At 36.8% G+C, this 15799-nt stretch carries 10 protein-coding genes, 1 pseudogene and 1 riboswitch; of the genes and pseudogenes, 9 read left to right on the top strand and 2 right to left on the bottom strand.

The features are described from left to right. Positions 1-219: 219 nt before the first annotated feature. Positions 220-2058, bottom strand: a complete 1839-nt coding sequence (gene typA / locus ACESSZ_RS09965) for a translational GTPase TypA (RefSeq protein ID WP_008687568.1) — start codon at positions 2056-2058, stop codon at positions 220-222. A 117-nt stretch (positions 2059-2175) separates the two neighbouring features. Between typA and ACESSZ_RS09960 the strand changes: the two genes are divergently transcribed. The 3 genes from ACESSZ_RS09960 to ACESSZ_RS09950 all read left to right on the top strand — a co-directional run bounded on the left by ACESSZ_RS09960 (position 2176) and on the right by ACESSZ_RS09950 (position 5223). Next, positions 2176-3489 carry a polysaccharide deacetylase family protein gene (locus ACESSZ_RS09960; RefSeq protein WP_008687570.1) on the top strand — a complete coding sequence of 438 codons (1314 nt, stop codon included), beginning with the start codon at positions 2176-2178 and terminating at the stop codon, positions 3487-3489. Positions 3490-3677: 188 nt separating this feature from the next. After that, positions 3678-4433 carry an esterase family protein gene (locus tag ACESSZ_RS09955; protein ID WP_008687572.1) on the top strand — a complete coding sequence of 252 codons (756 nt, stop codon included), beginning with the start codon at positions 3678-3680 and terminating at the stop codon, positions 4431-4433. A 460-nt stretch (positions 4434-4893) separates the two neighbouring features. Further along, positions 4894-5223, top strand: coding sequence for a winged helix-turn-helix transcriptional regulator (locus tag ACESSZ_RS09950; RefSeq protein WP_008687573.1), 330 nt, complete (start codon positions 4894-4896; stop codon positions 5221-5223). A gap of 187 nt (positions 5224-5410) precedes the next feature. Here ACESSZ_RS09950 and ACESSZ_RS09945 read toward each other — a convergent pair whose 3' ends face one another. After that, positions 5411-5752 (bottom strand): helix-turn-helix domain-containing protein, encoded by a 342-nt coding sequence (locus tag ACESSZ_RS09945; protein WP_008687575.1) that lies wholly within the window; start codon positions 5750-5752, stop codon positions 5411-5413. Positions 5753-6113: 361 nt separating this feature from the next. Between ACESSZ_RS09945 and ACESSZ_RS09940 the strand changes: the two genes are divergently transcribed. The 6 genes and pseudogenes from ACESSZ_RS09940 to ACESSZ_RS09915 all read left to right on the top strand — a co-directional run bounded on the left by ACESSZ_RS09940 (position 6114) and on the right by ACESSZ_RS09915 (position 15794). Next, the gene (locus ACESSZ_RS09940) at positions 6114-6647 is read left to right on the top strand and encodes a helix-turn-helix domain-containing protein (RefSeq protein WP_008687576.1); all 534 of its coding nucleotides are present in this window, start codon (positions 6114-6116) and stop codon (positions 6645-6647) included. 20 nt (positions 6648-6667) lie between these two features. Then, positions 6668-7669: pseudogene (locus ACESSZ_RS09935) on the top strand (ABC transporter ATP-binding protein); the annotation flags it as partial. 579 nt (positions 7670-8248) lie between these two features. After that, on the top strand, positions 8249-9103 hold the full coding sequence (locus ACESSZ_RS09930; RefSeq protein ID WP_008687578.1) for an ABC transporter permease: 855 nt from the start codon (positions 8249-8251) through the stop codon (positions 9101-9103). Next, positions 9100-10995: an extracellular solute-binding protein gene (locus ACESSZ_RS09925; protein WP_117547398.1), complete on the top strand. Its 1896-nt coding sequence runs from the start codon at positions 9100-9102 to the stop codon at positions 10993-10995. Before ACESSZ_RS09930 ends, ACESSZ_RS09925 begins: the two co-directional genes overlap by 4 nt. A gap of 146 nt (positions 10996-11141) precedes the next feature. Continuing rightward, a riboswitch (ZMP/ZTP riboswitch) is annotated at positions 11142-11221 on the top strand. A 52-nt stretch (positions 11222-11273) separates the two neighbouring features. After that, positions 11274-12446 carry a phosphoribosylaminoimidazolecarboxamide formyltransferase gene (locus ACESSZ_RS09920; protein ID WP_499842771.1) on the top strand — a complete coding sequence of 391 codons (1173 nt, stop codon included), beginning with the start codon at positions 11274-11276 and terminating at the stop codon, positions 12444-12446. Between the two features lie 177 nt (positions 12447-12623). Then, a complete protein-coding gene (locus ACESSZ_RS09915; RefSeq protein WP_499842770.1) occupies positions 12624-15794 on the top strand; it encodes a CHAP domain-containing protein in 3171 nt (1056 codons plus the stop codon). The last annotated feature ends 5 nt before the right edge of the window (positions 15795-15799 follow it).

Genomic DNA, 15799 nt, shown 5'->3' with positions numbered 1-15799 from the left:
GGTAAGCCGTATGCCTTAATAGGGCACGTACGGTTTGATAAGGGGCGGTAGTTTAATGACTATCGCCTACTTTCTTTGAGGAAGCAAACGTATGCAAGAGCTGTTTTATCGCAAAGCTTTGATAAAAAGGATTAAGAAAAACCCCATCTGAGAAGGTATGCATCAACATTTATTGGGATAAGCAAATGCATCCTTATTTCCCGTTTGGGGTTTTTATTTTTATAAGTTTTCTTCAGCAGCCATACGATCACGATAGTATTGGCGGCGTTCATGCGGCTTTAAGCCTTTTTTACGTAGACGGATACAGTCTGGTGTGATTTCTACTAATTCATCATCATTGATCCATTCTAATGCTTCTTCTAATGTCATTTCTCTTGGCGGAGTCAAACGCATTGCTTCATCGTTGCCAGAGGAACGAATAGCGGTTAGTTTTTTATTTTTCAAAGGATTTACATCCATATCAACATTACGTGCGGATTCACCAATGATCATACCTTCATACACTTCCGTCTGTGGTGAAATAAAGAGGGTTCCGCGTTCTTGCAAATTCCATAAGGCATACGTCATGGCACCACCGGTATCGGTTGAAATCATAGCACCGTTTGCACGTTGGGTGATTTCACCTTTATATGGTGTGTAACCTTTGATACGGCGTACTAAAGTACCTTCTCCACGTGTATCGTTAATAAATTCACTGCGATAACCTAATAAGCCGCGTGTAGGTGCTTCATAAGTAATACGGACATAGCCATTTTCTTCAACCATATCCACCATTGTGCCTTTTCTTAGGTTCAATTTATTAATAATGGTTCCACTATATTCTTCCGGGGCAATAGCGACAACTTCTTCCACGGGTTCTACCGTTTTCCCATTTTCATCTTTATGCAGAATGACTTCTGGTTTTGATACAGCGACTTCATAGCCCTCACGGCGCATCTGTTCTAATAAGACAGAAATATGTAATTCTCCGCGCCCGCTGACTTTAAAGCAATCACCACTGTCTGTAGGCTCTACTTTTAAACCAACGTTTACTTCTAGTTCTTTTTCTAAACGTTCTTTTAAATTACGGGAAGTAACAAACTTACCGCTTTGTCCTGCGAATGGAGATTTATTGACAATAAAGTTCATACTTAAGGTTGGCTCTTCCACATGAATGCTTTCCAATGGCATCACATGATCTTTTTCACATAAGGTCTCACCGATGGAAATATCCGCAATACCGGCAATAACAACGATATCACCGCTATGCGCTTCTTCAACGGAAACACGGCTTAAGCCACGATATACGAAAATCTGACTTGTTGTATTGGTACGTTCATGTCCAAAGGAATCACATACCACATATTGTGTCTGTGGTTTTAATACACCTTGGTAAATACGTCCGATACCTAAACGTCCGATATATTCATCATAAGCTAAAGCAGATACTTGCATCTGTAATGGTTCATTATCCAGATCTGGATAAACATCACAATGTTTTAAAATCGTTTTGAATAATGGCTCAATAGAATCACTAGGGGTATCCAAATCATATTGAACAATACCTTGTTTCGCAATCCCATACAGGATTGGGAAGTCCAATTGTTCATCGCTGGCATTTAAGTCCAAGAACAGTTCGTATACTTCATCGACAACTTCTTGAGGACGAGCGTCTTTTTTATCAATCTTATTGATCAACAAAATCGGGCGCAAGCCCATCTCTAAGGATTTACTTAAGACAAATCGCGTTTGTGGCATAGGTCCTTCACTGGAATCAACCAGTAAGATAACAGTATCAACGGTCTTAATGATACGTTCTACTTCACTGGAAAAATCCGCATGGCCTGGCGTATCCACAATATTAATTTTTACACCGTCATGAATGACAGAGCAGTTTTTAGAATAAATCGTGATACCACGTTCTCTTTCCAAATCATTGCTATCCATGACGCAGTCGACAACTTCTTCATTACTGCGAAAGACATCACTTTGACGCAGGAAAGCATCAACTAATGTCGATTTACCGGCATCTACATGCGCGATAACCGCAATATTTATAATTTTTTCTTTTTCACTCATATATATATTCCACCTTTATGACCATGTATTATCATATACCGAAATGGGTGGAATTACAATTTTTTTCGCATTTTTATGCGGTTTTTTCCATATACTTTTATGAGCAGGTGAGAAAACATGAAACTTAGAAAAATTGTATGCCCTTTCCTATGCCTTTTGTTGTGGGGATGCTCGCAAAAAGAGATTGCGCAAAACAGCAATCCGCAACAGGAAGTGGGTAAGCGACAACAGCAGTTGGCAGTGGAAGATGCCTATGTGAAAAGTGTCCAATACCCTGAAACATCCTATCCAAAAATGAACAAAAGAATAAAAGAACTCATACATTCCTATGAATCATCCTTTATTAAACAAGCGGTAAAGATGAAAGAAACAAGGAAACCGGAATTCAATGTGAGCTATGAATCGTATGTAAAAGATAATCGTTATTTGTCAGTAAAATTATTATTTTATGAGGTATTGTATCAAAAAAACGAGACCGTTGAAACCATGGTTTATGATACAAAACAAAACACTTTTTTAACGATTGAAGATTTTTTAAGTGAAGATGCTTTGACACAGCTTTCAGCAGACGTCATACAGTATTTTCAAAAGCATGCACCAAAGGCTTGTGACCGTGATGCTTTTCGGACGCATAGTGCAGCCTTGATGGAGAATTATGCGCATTTTGTGCTAAAAAAGGATGCTATGGTTTTTTATTTTCCACCTCATACATTATTTGATACAACAGCAACATATGAGTGTCCTTATGAGAAATTAAAAGGAAAAACCGCATTAAGCAGTGAAACGATTCCTACGGTAGTACCATATGAAGATATATTAAATGAACCTGTGAAAAATATTGATCCCCAAAAACCGATGGTTGCTTTGACGTTTGATGATGGTCCTAGTAAACGCTATACTGCCGCCATATTAGATGCACTAAAACAATATCATGGCAGTGCGACTTTCTTTGTTTTAGGATCAAATGCTGCCAATGCTCCCAATTTGTTACAACGCATGGTGTTGGAAGGAAATGAGATCGGCAATCATACGTTTTCGCATAAACAGCTGACAACTTTATCCAAGGCGAATATCGAAGAGGAAATCGCAGCTACGCAAGAATCTATTTATGGAATAACGAGAACCTATCCGAATGTTATTCGTCCGCCATATGGTTCGAAAAATGATACCGTTATGCAGTGTGCGCAGGGCAAACGCATCGTCACATGGTCATTGGATACACGAGATTGGAAGGATCGCAATACGAAGGTCATTGTAGAGCGAGTAATGAAACAAGTGAAGGATGGAGATATTATATTGATGCATGACTTGTATGATACAAGTGCACAAGCGGCTATCATTTTAATTCCAAAACTGCAGGAGAAGGGATTTCAACTTGTTACGGTCAGCGAATTATATACGTATCATCCGGATAAGGTAAGAAGATCCTAACAACAGGCCAAATGCCTGTTTTCTCTTGTTTATTCTTAGGATAGGAAATGATATATAATTCCACGAATTGTTGTATTTTATGATATAATAATAAAAAGAATATGACGAAATGATATAAGTATCTATGCGTTTTTATCCATTTTAAGAAAACTGCTGCAAAATCATAATACGATGAGGAGGGATAATTTATGAAGGTAGCATACTATAAGGAATTTAGCCATGAATTGAATCGTGACATGGAGTTTAAGGTGTATGGACATGCGGGGAAGCCATGTATTGTCTTTCCGGCACAAAATGGCAGATTTTATGATTTTGAGAATTTCGGTATGATTGATGCAGCAAGCGCGTTTATTGAACAAGGGAGAATTCAATTCTTCTGTGTGGATAGTATTGATGAAGAAACTTGGTCAAATGAAGGTGGAAATCCAAGAGAGCGTATAGAGCTGCATGAACGCTGGTATCATTACATCGTGGATGAATTCGTTTTGCGTGTTCAAGAAATCAGTACCTTTGATAATGGTGGTAAAAGCTATGATAAGATGATGACATGTGGATGTAGCATGGGAGCTTTTCATGCTTTAAACACAATGTTAAGAAGACCGGATGTATTTGATAAGGTACTGGCAATGAGCGGTATTTATCATGCATCTTTCTTCTTCCATGAATATCATGATGAATTGACTTATCAAAATTCACCGAGTGATTATTTAGCTAATCTGAAGGAAGATCATCCATATATGGAATTATATCGCCAGTCTGAAGTCATCTTATGCTGTGGTCAGGGCGCCTGGGAGCAGGAGTGTGAAAATAGTCTACATCATATGGAACAGATTTATGCGGATAAGCAAATTGATGTATGGATTGATTTCTGGGGTTATGATGTTTCCCATGATTGGTATTGGTGGAAGAAGCAAATTGATTATTTCCTGCAATTTCTTGTATAGGAAAAGCATGTTTAAATTAAGAAAAAAAGCAGCTAGTGTATGCATTTCAAGAAAGAGAAAGCAAGCTGCTTTTTTGATGTTAAGCTTTAGGGATATTAACAAAAGAACCCAATGATATGCATGATGAAAAAAGACATAGAAAAAGCCGGTTAAGGGGGGACCGGCGATTTCTAAATCATTATGATTATTTAAGGGGATAGAAAATTGTATGAATTATCATTAGGGAGAATGATGAATACATACAAGCAAGGTGTTTCCCTTGCTCGTCTATAAGTATAAAAAAATACTATAGGTAAAAAATGTTTGAATTACGTGAAAATATGTGAAGTTCTAAAAGATGGGTTTTTGTAAGAATATGCTTAGTTAGTAATCGTTTTAAAAAGTTTTGTCATTTCAATAAAAAAACATTGTCAAAAATAGGAAAATAATGCTAGGATAAGCACCATAAGGAGCTGATCATATGAAGGTAATGACGTATAAGGATGCTTACACTTTAGGCATAGCTATTTTACAACGAGAAGATTTATGTGAACTTTTGCGGCAGCTAGACAGCTGTAAAAAAGAAATTGGGCGAATTGCATTGGACATGAAAGTGGAAAACCGTTTAATGATTCGTGATGGTTTGCAGGAATTAACAGCCCTTGGTTTAGTTTCTACCATTATTCATAAGAATGTAAAACCGATGCAAATTGAATATGCTTTGACAAATCGCGGTGCTAAGTTTTTGAGGGCGGTAAAAACGATTTGGGAAACCGGGGAAGAAATTCGGAAAGAATACGGAGCAATTTAAAAAAGATATCTATTTTATGAAAATGACAGTTTTTCTGTTACATGAAGCGTACGAAAAGAAGTCTTATGGCAAGAAACAACGAATCCATAAGATTTCTTCTTAACATTTCTTCATTATCCAGACAGAAACTGTCTTTTTATTATGGATAAAGTTTTACGTAAGGAAAAGCTATAAGTTCTTATATAAGTTATTCTTCCTCATGCAAAAGTGTTATCAGCTGCGCCATGCTTTTGGCAAAAACCCGTTTTTTACCATTGGGCAGTTTACGAAAATGTTGCAGCAAAGATAATTCGATGTCATCGTGAATGAGCAGCTCTTCATTACCTTTGGCATGTATTTGCAGCAGTTCATTTAAATCGAGTTCCAAAATTTCACAAATCGCTGATAAGGTTTCCAGATTTGGGAAACTGATATTCTTGCAATAACTGGAGATTGTCCGCTGATCTACATTCAAAAGATTTGCTAATTCTTTTTGTTTCATATCCTTTTGAACCATCCTTGCTTGCAAGATACCACCTATCTTTAACATACCGACACCTCTTTCATATTTATATATAGTATAAAATAGAATTGAATAAGCTTATTAAGATACCATTATAAATGGTAAAAAAACAGAATCCATTATATATGTGGAAGAATAATGTATATTCTTTAAAAAATGATGCTATCTTCTTATGAAAAGGTTGAGATAAGAAAAATAATATATTTAAATTCTATAGTTTTAAAGGTGTCTCTATAGCGAAATAGGGTGCTATGGAATTTCTTGTTTAATATATCAAACTTTTTGTTTAAAATATATTGCAATCTTAACAAAAACATGTATAATACACTTGTTTGAAATATAATACAAAAAGTTTAGTGTTACTAAACTGACAAAAAGGAGGAATGGCATGGATATCGGAGCAAAAATTAAGGCTTTGCGCATCCAAAATGATCTGACCTTAGAAGAACTGGCTTCACGCAGTGAATTAACAAAAGGTTTTTTATCACAAGTAGAGCGTAATCTGACGTCCCCTTCGGTCTCAACGCTGGAAGATATCTTAGAAGCATTGGGAACAGATCTTGCCTCATTCTTTAAGGAAAGCAAGCAAACGAAGGTCGTTTTTAGCAAACAAGATCATTTCATTGATGAGCATGAAGAATATTGTATTCATTGGATCGTACCAAATGCGCAGAAAAATGAAATGGAACCTATTCTGCTGGAACTCCATGCGGATAAAACCAGTATGGTTTTTGATCCTCATGATGGCGAAGAATTTGGTTATGTACTGGAAGGACGTATTCTTCTGGTTAATGGGGAGAAGGAGTATCCGGTTAAAAAAGGAGAAACCTTCTATATTCATGGGAAGTATCGTCATTATCTTCGTAATGTAGGGAAACATGACGCTAAAGTGCTGTGGATTACAACACCGCCGTTATTTTAAAGGAGATATGCAATATGGAAATGGAAAAGAAAAAACTGATTCAGTTTAAGAATATCGTCAAAGATTTTGACGGACAGCTTGTTTTAAAGGGAATTAACTTAGATATTTATGAAAATGAGTTTGTGACGCTGCTTGGACCAAGTGGTTGTGGAAAAACGACATTGCTACGTATTTTAGGCGGTTTTTTAGAGGCTAGTGAAGGCCATGTGATTTTCGATGGAGAGGATATTGCCCAATTGCCTCCTTATAAACGTGAGCTCAATACTGTGTTTCAAAAATATGCGTTATTTCCACACATGAATGTATATGACAATATCGCTTTTGGTTTAAAAATCAAGAAGATGAGCAAGGATGTCATTGAACAAAAAGTTTTAAAGATGTTGAAATTAATTAATCTGGAGGGCTTTGAGAAGAAAGATGTTACTTTATTATCAGGAGGACAACAACAGCGTATTGCCATTGCGCGGGCATTAGTAAATGAACCAAAAGTATTGTTATTGGATGAGCCATTAGGTGCTTTGGATCTGAAACTGCGTAAAGAGATGCAATATGAATTAAAGAAAATTCAGCAAGAAGTCGGCATTACTTTTATTTATGTCACTCATGATCAGGAAGAGGCTTTGACCATGTCAGACAAGATTGTTGTCATGAAGGATGGGGAGATTCAGCAGGTTGGTACACCTACGGATATTTACAATGAACCAGAAAATCGCTACGTGGCAAACTTTATTGGTGAAAGTAATATTATTCCTGGCGTGATGCTGGAAGATTACAAGGTGCAATTTGATGATATCGTATTTGATTGTGTCGATTTTGGTTTCAAAGAAAGAGAACAGGTGGATGTCGTCATCCGTCCGGAAGATTTGGATATCGTTAAAGAAGAAGATGGGAAAATGACAGGTATTGTAAAATCGGTATTATTTAAAGGTGTTCATTATGAAATTATGGTGGAAACCGTTCCGGGAACGAGTGTCAGTGTTAATATGCAGGTAACAAAGGAGCACGATATCACATCTAGTGATGCCAGTGAAAAAATATCTGCGAATGATTTCTATGTGGATATCGAAGATGTCAAAGATCTCAACGATGCGGAAATTATTGCGCGTGCAGATGCGCAGGCTTGGGAGACCCAAGAAGATGAATATATTTCTATTTCAAAGATTGAATATGATATCAAAGAAGAAATTGGCACTTACCCGGTAACGTTTGCTACTAGCAATGGAACCAGTGTCTCAATTGATGTTTTTGTTGTGCAGCAGCAATATGTGGAAAATCCTAAAGCGAATGAAGCCATTGCGGCATTTAATTTCTTTAAGACTGTGGATGAAATTAAGGAAAGTGCAGCTTTAGATACGGATTTAAAAACATGGGCAAATGCACAGAGTTGGAAGTTGTCTGATGAAAGTGATGTAGAGATTTCAAATGTGGAATATGACTTTGATCCTGATCATATCACAGCTGGTACGTATCAGGTTACCTTTAGTACACAGGGTCGTGAGTTTAAGATTCATACGACGGATATTGCCGAAGAAGGTGCAGAAGTGGGTCTAACATTCTTCCCGGAAGATATTCATGTCATGAGTAAGATGGGATTTTAACACATGAAGACATTTAAGCGTTTAACGATCCCATACATTGTATGGATGGTCGCTATGATCGTCATTCCGATGTTGTTGATTGTCTTATATGCGTTTACTAAACAGGGGAATGATGTTGTATCTTTACAATTCACATTTGATAATTTTAAGAAGTTTTTTACAGACCCGGACTTCTTAAAGACATTGTGGCTATCCTTACGAATTTCGTTAATTACCACAGTGTTATGTGTATGTATTGGTTATCCAGTTGCGTATGCGATTGCTCAGGCATCGCCTAAAAAACGGAACTTATTGATTTTGTTAGTGACGCTTCCAATGTGGATCAATATGTTGGTGCGTACGTATGCATGGATCGGTATCTTGGCTGATAATGGATTAATCAATCATATCCTAGCATTTTTTGGGCTAGAACCAACAAAATTATTATATACTGATTTCGCCGTTGTCTTAGGTATGGTATATAACTTTATCCCTTTTATGATTTTGCAAATCGAAAGCTCTTTAGCTAAAATGGATAAATCATTATTAGAAGCAGCAAATGATTTGGGGGCAAATCGTTTCCAGCGCTTTAAAAATATTACGTTTCCTTTATCGCTCCCTGGTGTAGTTTCTGGTATCACGCTTGTTTTCTTGCCATCTGTTTCCAGCTTTGTCATTCCCAAGCTGATGGGTGGAGGCGGTTATATGATGATTGGTAATGTCATAGAAAATCAATTCATCACGGTTGGCGAATGGAATTTCGGTAGCGCCATCAGTATGATCATGGCCGTTATCATCATGATCAGTATGTATATCACCCGTCGTCTTGATAAAGGGGATGATACCGTCAGAGCTAGAAAAGGAGGGAATGTACAGTGAACAATAAAAAGTTTTCCCGCCGCTTGATACTCGGACTCATTTTGGTATTTTTCTATTTTCCGATTTTATATATGCTGGTATTTTCCTTTAATGGCAGTCGTTCGCTTACCAGCTTTGATGGCTTTTCTTTGCAATGGTATGAGAAAATGTTCTCTGACCGCAATATGATGGAGGCTATTTACTATACATTGATCACTGCTGTGATTGCGACATTCATCTCTACGATCGTCGGTACGATTACGGCAATTGGTTTATCAAAATCCAAACGCATCGTTCGTGAGGTTGTACAGCAGATTAATGATCTTCCGATTATGAATCCAGAAATTGTTACGGCGGTAGGCTTAATGCTATTTTATGTTTCCATGCATATGGAAAAAGGCTTTTTGACGATGTTATTGGCACATATCGCTTTTTGTACACCTTATGTCATTTTATCCGTCATGCCAAAGCTGAGAAGTCTTGATCCTAATCTGGCAGAGGCTGCCATGGATCTTGGTGCAACACCAGCCAAAGCCATGTGGAAGGTCATTGTCCCTCAAATCATGCCGGGGATTGTTTCCGGTGCTTTAATAGCCTTTACCATGTCCTTTGATGACTTCATCATTTCCTACTTTGTCACAGGCAATGGGGTAAAGAATATATCAACCCTTGTATGGACGATGAGCAAACGTATCAATCCTAGCATCAATTCTTTATCTACCCTAATTGTTATAATGATTACCATTACATTGCTGTTTGTAAATTTAGTACCAATGGTGAAAGAAAAACGTCAAAAACAGGGAAGACCAATTTCTAATAAAGTTTTTGGTATCATCGCTGTATGCTTTACATTAGTCATTGGTTCGGTGTTAGTTGCTTTAAAAGGCGGTGTTGGTTCTTCTTCACCAGAAGATGCCATTGCTAAGTATGGCAGCGATACCTTAAAGGTATATAATTGGGGGGAATATTTAGATCCTGAAGTCAATGCGGCATTTGAAAAGAAATTTGGTGTAAAAATCGTTTATGATACCTTTGATTCAAATGAATTAATGTATACGAAGCTGCAAAGCGGTGAATCTTATGATGTATTAGTACCAAGTGATTACATGATTGAACGTCTGATTCAGGAGAAACAGCTGCAGCCTTTAGATAAATCTATGATTCCTAATCTGAGTAATCTAGCAAAAGGTGTCAAAGGCTTGCAATATGATCCAGATAATACTTACAGTGCGCCATATTTCTGGGGAACGGTTGGTATTGTCTATAATAAGCAGAAAGTTCATAAGACTGATTTGGAAAAAGAAGGCTTCAATATTTTCCATAATACGAAATATAAAGGTCATATCTATATGTATGACTCAGAACGTGATTCCTTTATGATGGCATTAAAAGCCTTAGGCTATTCCATGAATACAAGTGATAAAAAAGAGTTGAAAGATGCTTATGATTGGTTGGTTGAAGCAGTCGATATCATGGATCCGGAAATTGTGACGGATGAAGTTATTGATGCAATGATCAATGGCAATAAAGATATGGCATTAGTGTATAGTGGAGATGCTGCATATATCTTAAGTGAAAATGAAGATATGGACTATTATATGCCAAAGGAAGGAACGAACTTGTGGAGTGATGCCATGGTCATTCCTAAGAATGCTAAAAATCCAAAACTGGCAAATGAATATATCAATTTCCTTTTAGATTATGAAGCAAGTATGAAAAACACACTGTTTGTCGGTTATGCATCCAGCAATGAAGAGGTTTTAGATGAGGCAAGCAGTGAAGGTGGAGAATTTGATGGCAATCATGCATATCTGCCTCGTGTGGGTTATGCGAAAGATGAAATCTTTGAATATAATGCCGATGTGAAGAAAATTATTTCTGATTATTGGACAAAGGTAAAGATTGCAAAATAAAAGAGTTGTGAAATAGGCTTGCTTTATGCGCTATCCGATAGCCGTAATGCTTTAAAACATTATTGTTTATATAGGTGGCACAGGATACACAGATTGTTTGAATAAGCTAAAAAGATTGACGAATTTCTTATTGCATGATAAAGTTTTCATAGTTATATGACTGACGGAAGTGGAATGGACCACAGGGAGTATAATGTTAGATAAGCCGACCGTCTGGGCGTTTGATGACGTCTGGAAGTGTCGGCTTTTTTCAATTCTTAACGGAAGGGAGTATTATAATGAAAGAAATGGAATTAAAGTATGGTTGTAATCCCAATCAGAAACCTGCTCGTATCTTCATGAAGGAAGGGGAACTTCCTATCACAATATTAAATGGAAACCCTGGATACATCAATTTGTTAGATGCTTTTAACAGCTGGCAATTGGTAAAGGAGTTAAAAGAAGCTACAGGATTGCCAAGTGCGGCTAGCTTTAAACATGTATCACCAGCAGGAGCTGCTGTCTATGTGGCGTTAAACGATGTTGAAAAGCAGATGTATTTTGTGGATGATGTGGAGTTAACACCAATGGCAAGTGCATACATTCGTGCTAGAGGCAGTGACCGTATGTCAAGCTATGGGGATTTTGCGGCTTTAAGTGATGAATGTGACGCTGCTTGTGCAAAGTATTTATCAAAAGAAGTCAGTGATGGTGTTATAGCACCTTCCTTTTCCAAAGAAGCATTAGCAATCTTAAAGAAAAAGAAAAAAGGGAAGTATGTTGTGATTCAGATGGATCCATCTTATGTGCCAGAAGTTATTGAACAAAAGGATGTTTTTGGTATTACTTTTGAACAAGGGCGAAACAATATTAAAATTAGTGATGCTTTATTTACAGAAATTCCTACCCAAAACAAAACGTTGAGCGCTGAGCAAAAACGTGATTTATTAGTAGCTTTGATTACATTAAAATATACACAATCTAATTCCGTATGTTATGTAAAAAATGGTCAGGCTGTGGGAATAGGAGCCGGTCAGCAATCCCGTGTGCATTGTACCCGCTTAGCAGGTAATAAGGCAGATAATTGGTATCTTCGTCAGCATGAAAAAGTATTGACCTTGCCATTTAAGGATGGCATTCGCAGAGCTGATCGTGATAATGCGATTGATGTTTATATTTCTGATGATTATGAAGATCTATTGAATGATGGCATGTGGGAAGAAATGTTTATGGCGAAACCAGACCCCTTTACAAAAGAAGAGAAAAAAGCATGGTTAGCAACCTTACAAAATGTTGCGTTAGGTTCTGATGCGTTCTTCCCATTTGGTGATAACATTGAGCGTGCTCATAAGAGTGGTGTCTCTTGTATCGCACAGGCGGGTGGCTCTATTCGTGATGATCATGTGATTATGACTTGCGATAAATATAATATCGCCATGTGTATGACACATGTGCGTCTATTCCATCATTAAGTCATTCACCTCAAATAGGCATATGAGCTTATTTGAGGTTTTTTCATATCATAAATGACACTGATTATGCAATTTTTGTATAAATGCTTGAGGTTGTAATCAAATAGGCTTATATTAAAGGCATACTAATGGGATAGGAATGAATCCATTTCTTAATTTATTCATGGAGGGAAACAGATGAAAACAAGCAAAAAGACAATTAGAAAAGTATCATTTGCATTACTATCACTTTTTTTATCAATGAGCTTTATTTTTCAAGATAGCAATGTATTATCGAAACTACAGGCTGCTGCCATTTTTTATCCAAGGACATCGGCACCAAGTAAAAGTGATTACCATTATTATTCTGATAATCCTTTTTATCAATCTGGTTATGGTATGCCAAACTGTACAGCTTATGCTTGGGGCAGAGCATATGAAATTTTAGGATATAAACCAAATTTATCAAGAAGTCACGCTTATAATTGGTTTAACGAGAATGTAAATAAGGGCGCGTTTAGCTATGGAAACACACCTAAAATTGGTTCAATCATTTGTTGGAATGGTGGTGATGGGCATGTAGCGGTAGTAGAAGCAGTAAATGGAAATACGATGACGATTTCTGAATCGGCTTATGGTGGATTTAACTTTAGAACAAAAACGGCCAGTATTACTGAAATTCAGAAAAAAGATCCAGGTTTTCAAGGGTATATCTATTTAGGAAATTTTACTAATGAAAGTATTCCAAATGCTCCAACTCTTAATTTAAGCAATTCTGGCTATCATTACACGATGTCTTGGAATGATGTTGGAGCCAGTGAATATATCGTAAGAATTTATTGTGCAGATGAAGAAATGAAGGTTATAAATGTCGGAAGAAATTTCTCTTATACAATACCTTTATTAGGAAAGAATTATTGGGCAGGAGTTTCCGCTAAAAATAGTGCGGGTGAATCACCATTATCTAATTTGGTGGAGATGATACCTAACGCCTATAATTTGCTAGGTAAAGCGCAAAATCTTGGAGAGCATTTTTATGCGCAAATAGGCTTTTCTAATAACACATATTTGGTGAATGTAAACAACAATGCACAATTAGGAAACATTAATTCTTCTAATCAAGCTATTTATGAGTTTACCAGAACAGCGAATGAGGCATATACCATAAAAGATATGAAAACAGGATTATATTTAGATGTGTATCAGGCTGCTTCAAAAAGTGCTACGAATATGCAGTTCTATTCATACAATCCTGGACCTGCGCAGCGCTTCTTCATACGGAAATTTAATGATGGCTACTCACTACAACCAGAATGTGCACCTTATATGGCAATGAATGCTTCAGGAGGAAACTTTGAATCTGGAACAAATATTCAGATATATCCAATAGATCTAACATCAGCACATAAGCTTTATATCAAGAAAGGTGAAATAAAAATTCCTGCTCTTGTAAAAGATTATAATGGTAGGTATGATGGCAAGCCACATAGTATAAGTATTGCAAATATACCGAGTGGTTCTCAGGTGTATTATCGAACAAACACAAATAGCGCTTGGTCCTTAAAAAAACCAACGCGAACAAGTGCGGGAACGACCACAATATATTATAAAATAACAAATCCCCTTTATTTTCAAACGCTGAGCGGGGACGCAAAAATTACTATTCAAAAAAATATTCAGAAAGGTTATGCAAAAAGTTATAGTGGAACGTATGATGGGAAATCTCATACAATAAGTTTCAATAATGTTGTCAGTGGCTCTAAGATATATTATCGTACGAGTACGAAAGCGAAATGGTCAACAAAGAAAGTAACCCGTACAAGTGCAGGAACGACGACAGTTTATTATAAGATTGTAAATAGCAATTGCACAAATACGAAAACGGGAACTGTGAAAATTGTGATTAAGAAGGCATCACAAAAAGGCTATGCAAAAAGTTATTCAGGAACATATAATGGAAAGTCTCACACGATACGTATGAGTAATGTAGCAGCAGGTTCTAAAGTATATTATCGTACCAATAACAGGGCAAAATGGTCTACGAAAAAACCTACTCGCACAAGTGTTGGAACAACGGCGGTGTATTACAAAATAGTGAATAGTAATTGCACAAGGACAAAAACAGGTAGTGCTAAGATTACAATTAAAAAAGCAATACAAAAGGGTAAAGCAAAGGGGTATAGCGGTTCTTATAATGGAAAAGCTCATACGATAAGTTTTCATGATGTAACAGCGGGTACAAAGATATATTATCGTACAAGCACAAGAGCTAGCTGGTCAATGAAGAAACCAACGCGCACATCTATTGGAAAAACGACGGTATATTATAAACTAAGTAATGCAAATTGTACGAAAACGGTTTATGGTACATCTTCTATCACGGTAAAAACAGGTATGCAAAAACCTAGCGTAAAAAGTTATACAGGATATTATGATGGAAAAAATCATTCCATTTCGCTTAGCAATATAGCGAAAAACTCAGTGGTTTATTATCGTACTAGTACGAAAGGGAATTGGACGAAAACGAAACCATATCGTAAATCAATCGGTATTACAACCGTATATTATAAAATCACAAACAAGAATTACGCGACAGTATCTGGCAGCGCGAAAATCGCGATTGAACAAAAAGTGACAGGAATTAAATTAAATACCTCGTTAGTAACCCTTTATACCCCAAACACATATCAATTAAAAGCTTCCATAACACCAGCCAATGCAACAAATAAAAAAGTAACATGGACAACTAGCAACACTAATATTGCAAGCATCAGCTCTTCTGGAATAGTAACGGCCAAAGCAGCTGGTAGTGCAACAATCACCGCAAGAGCAAGTAATGGAAAAACAACCAAATGTACGATTCATGTTAATCAAAATAATGTCTATATAGCAGATGGCACATATGCTTTCACATCACCAGATGCGCGATATGCGTTAACAGCACCAGGTTCGCAAGCTTTTACTAAATTAAATATCCAACCCAATGGGGATTATAATGCGCAATATTGGAATCTACAAAATATCGGCGGTAATGCTTTTATCTTACGAAGCCAACTTGATAATAACAAGGTAGTTGATATCTATCATATCCACTCAGATTATATTACAGCAGCAAGTCAATATGAGACACCTCCAACATATTATGGGCATGTCGAAGGACATGCATATCTGAATCCCTATACAGATCCTATGGCGGATGAGTGGCAAGCGATGAAACTGTATGATGGAACGTATGTCATCAAATTAAAGCAATATCCAGACTTTAAGTTAACGCGTGGAGGAGATTATGATGCAAGTGGTAATTCCGTTTATTTGTATCATTGGAACGCATGGCAACAGACCTATTGGAAATTAATAAAAGTATTCTAAAACAA

The sequence above is a fragment of the Eubacterium sp. 3_1_31 genome (assembly GCF_964249515.1).
In the GTDB taxonomy this organism is placed as follows: Bacteria; Bacillota_I; Bacilli_A; order Erysipelotrichales; family Erysipelotrichaceae; genus Longicatena; species Longicatena caecimuris.
This window is presented reverse-complemented; position numbering and strand designations above follow the sequence as displayed.

Excerpts from the sequence above, each read along its gene's own strand:
- typA (WP_008687568.1), bottom strand. The coding sequence starts at position 2,058 with ATGAGTGAAAAAGAAAAAATTATAAATATTGCGGTTATCGCGCATGTA.
- ACESSZ_RS09960 (WP_008687570.1), top strand. The coding sequence starts at position 2,176 with ATGAAACTTAGAAAAATTGTATGCCCTTTCCTATGCCTTTTGTTGTGG.
- ACESSZ_RS09955 (WP_008687572.1), top strand. The coding sequence starts at position 3,678 with ATGAAGGTAGCATACTATAAGGAATTTAGCCATGAATTGAATCGTGAC.
- ACESSZ_RS09950 (WP_008687573.1), top strand. The coding sequence starts at position 4,894 with ATGAAGGTAATGACGTATAAGGATGCTTACACTTTAGGCATAGCTATT.
- ACESSZ_RS09945 (WP_008687575.1), bottom strand. The coding sequence starts at position 5,752 with ATGTTAAAGATAGGTGGTATCTTGCAAGCAAGGATGGTTCAAAAGGAT.
- ACESSZ_RS09940 (WP_008687576.1), top strand. The coding sequence starts at position 6,114 with ATGGATATCGGAGCAAAAATTAAGGCTTTGCGCATCCAAAATGATCTG.
- ACESSZ_RS09930 (WP_008687578.1), top strand. The coding sequence starts at position 8,249 with ATGAAGACATTTAAGCGTTTAACGATCCCATACATTGTATGGATGGTC.
- ACESSZ_RS09920 (WP_499842771.1), top strand. The coding sequence starts at position 11,274 with ATGAAAGAAATGGAATTAAAGTATGGTTGTAATCCCAATCAGAAACCT.
- ACESSZ_RS09915 (WP_499842770.1), top strand. The coding sequence starts at position 12,624 with ATGAAAACAAGCAAAAAGACAATTAGAAAAGTATCATTTGCATTACTA.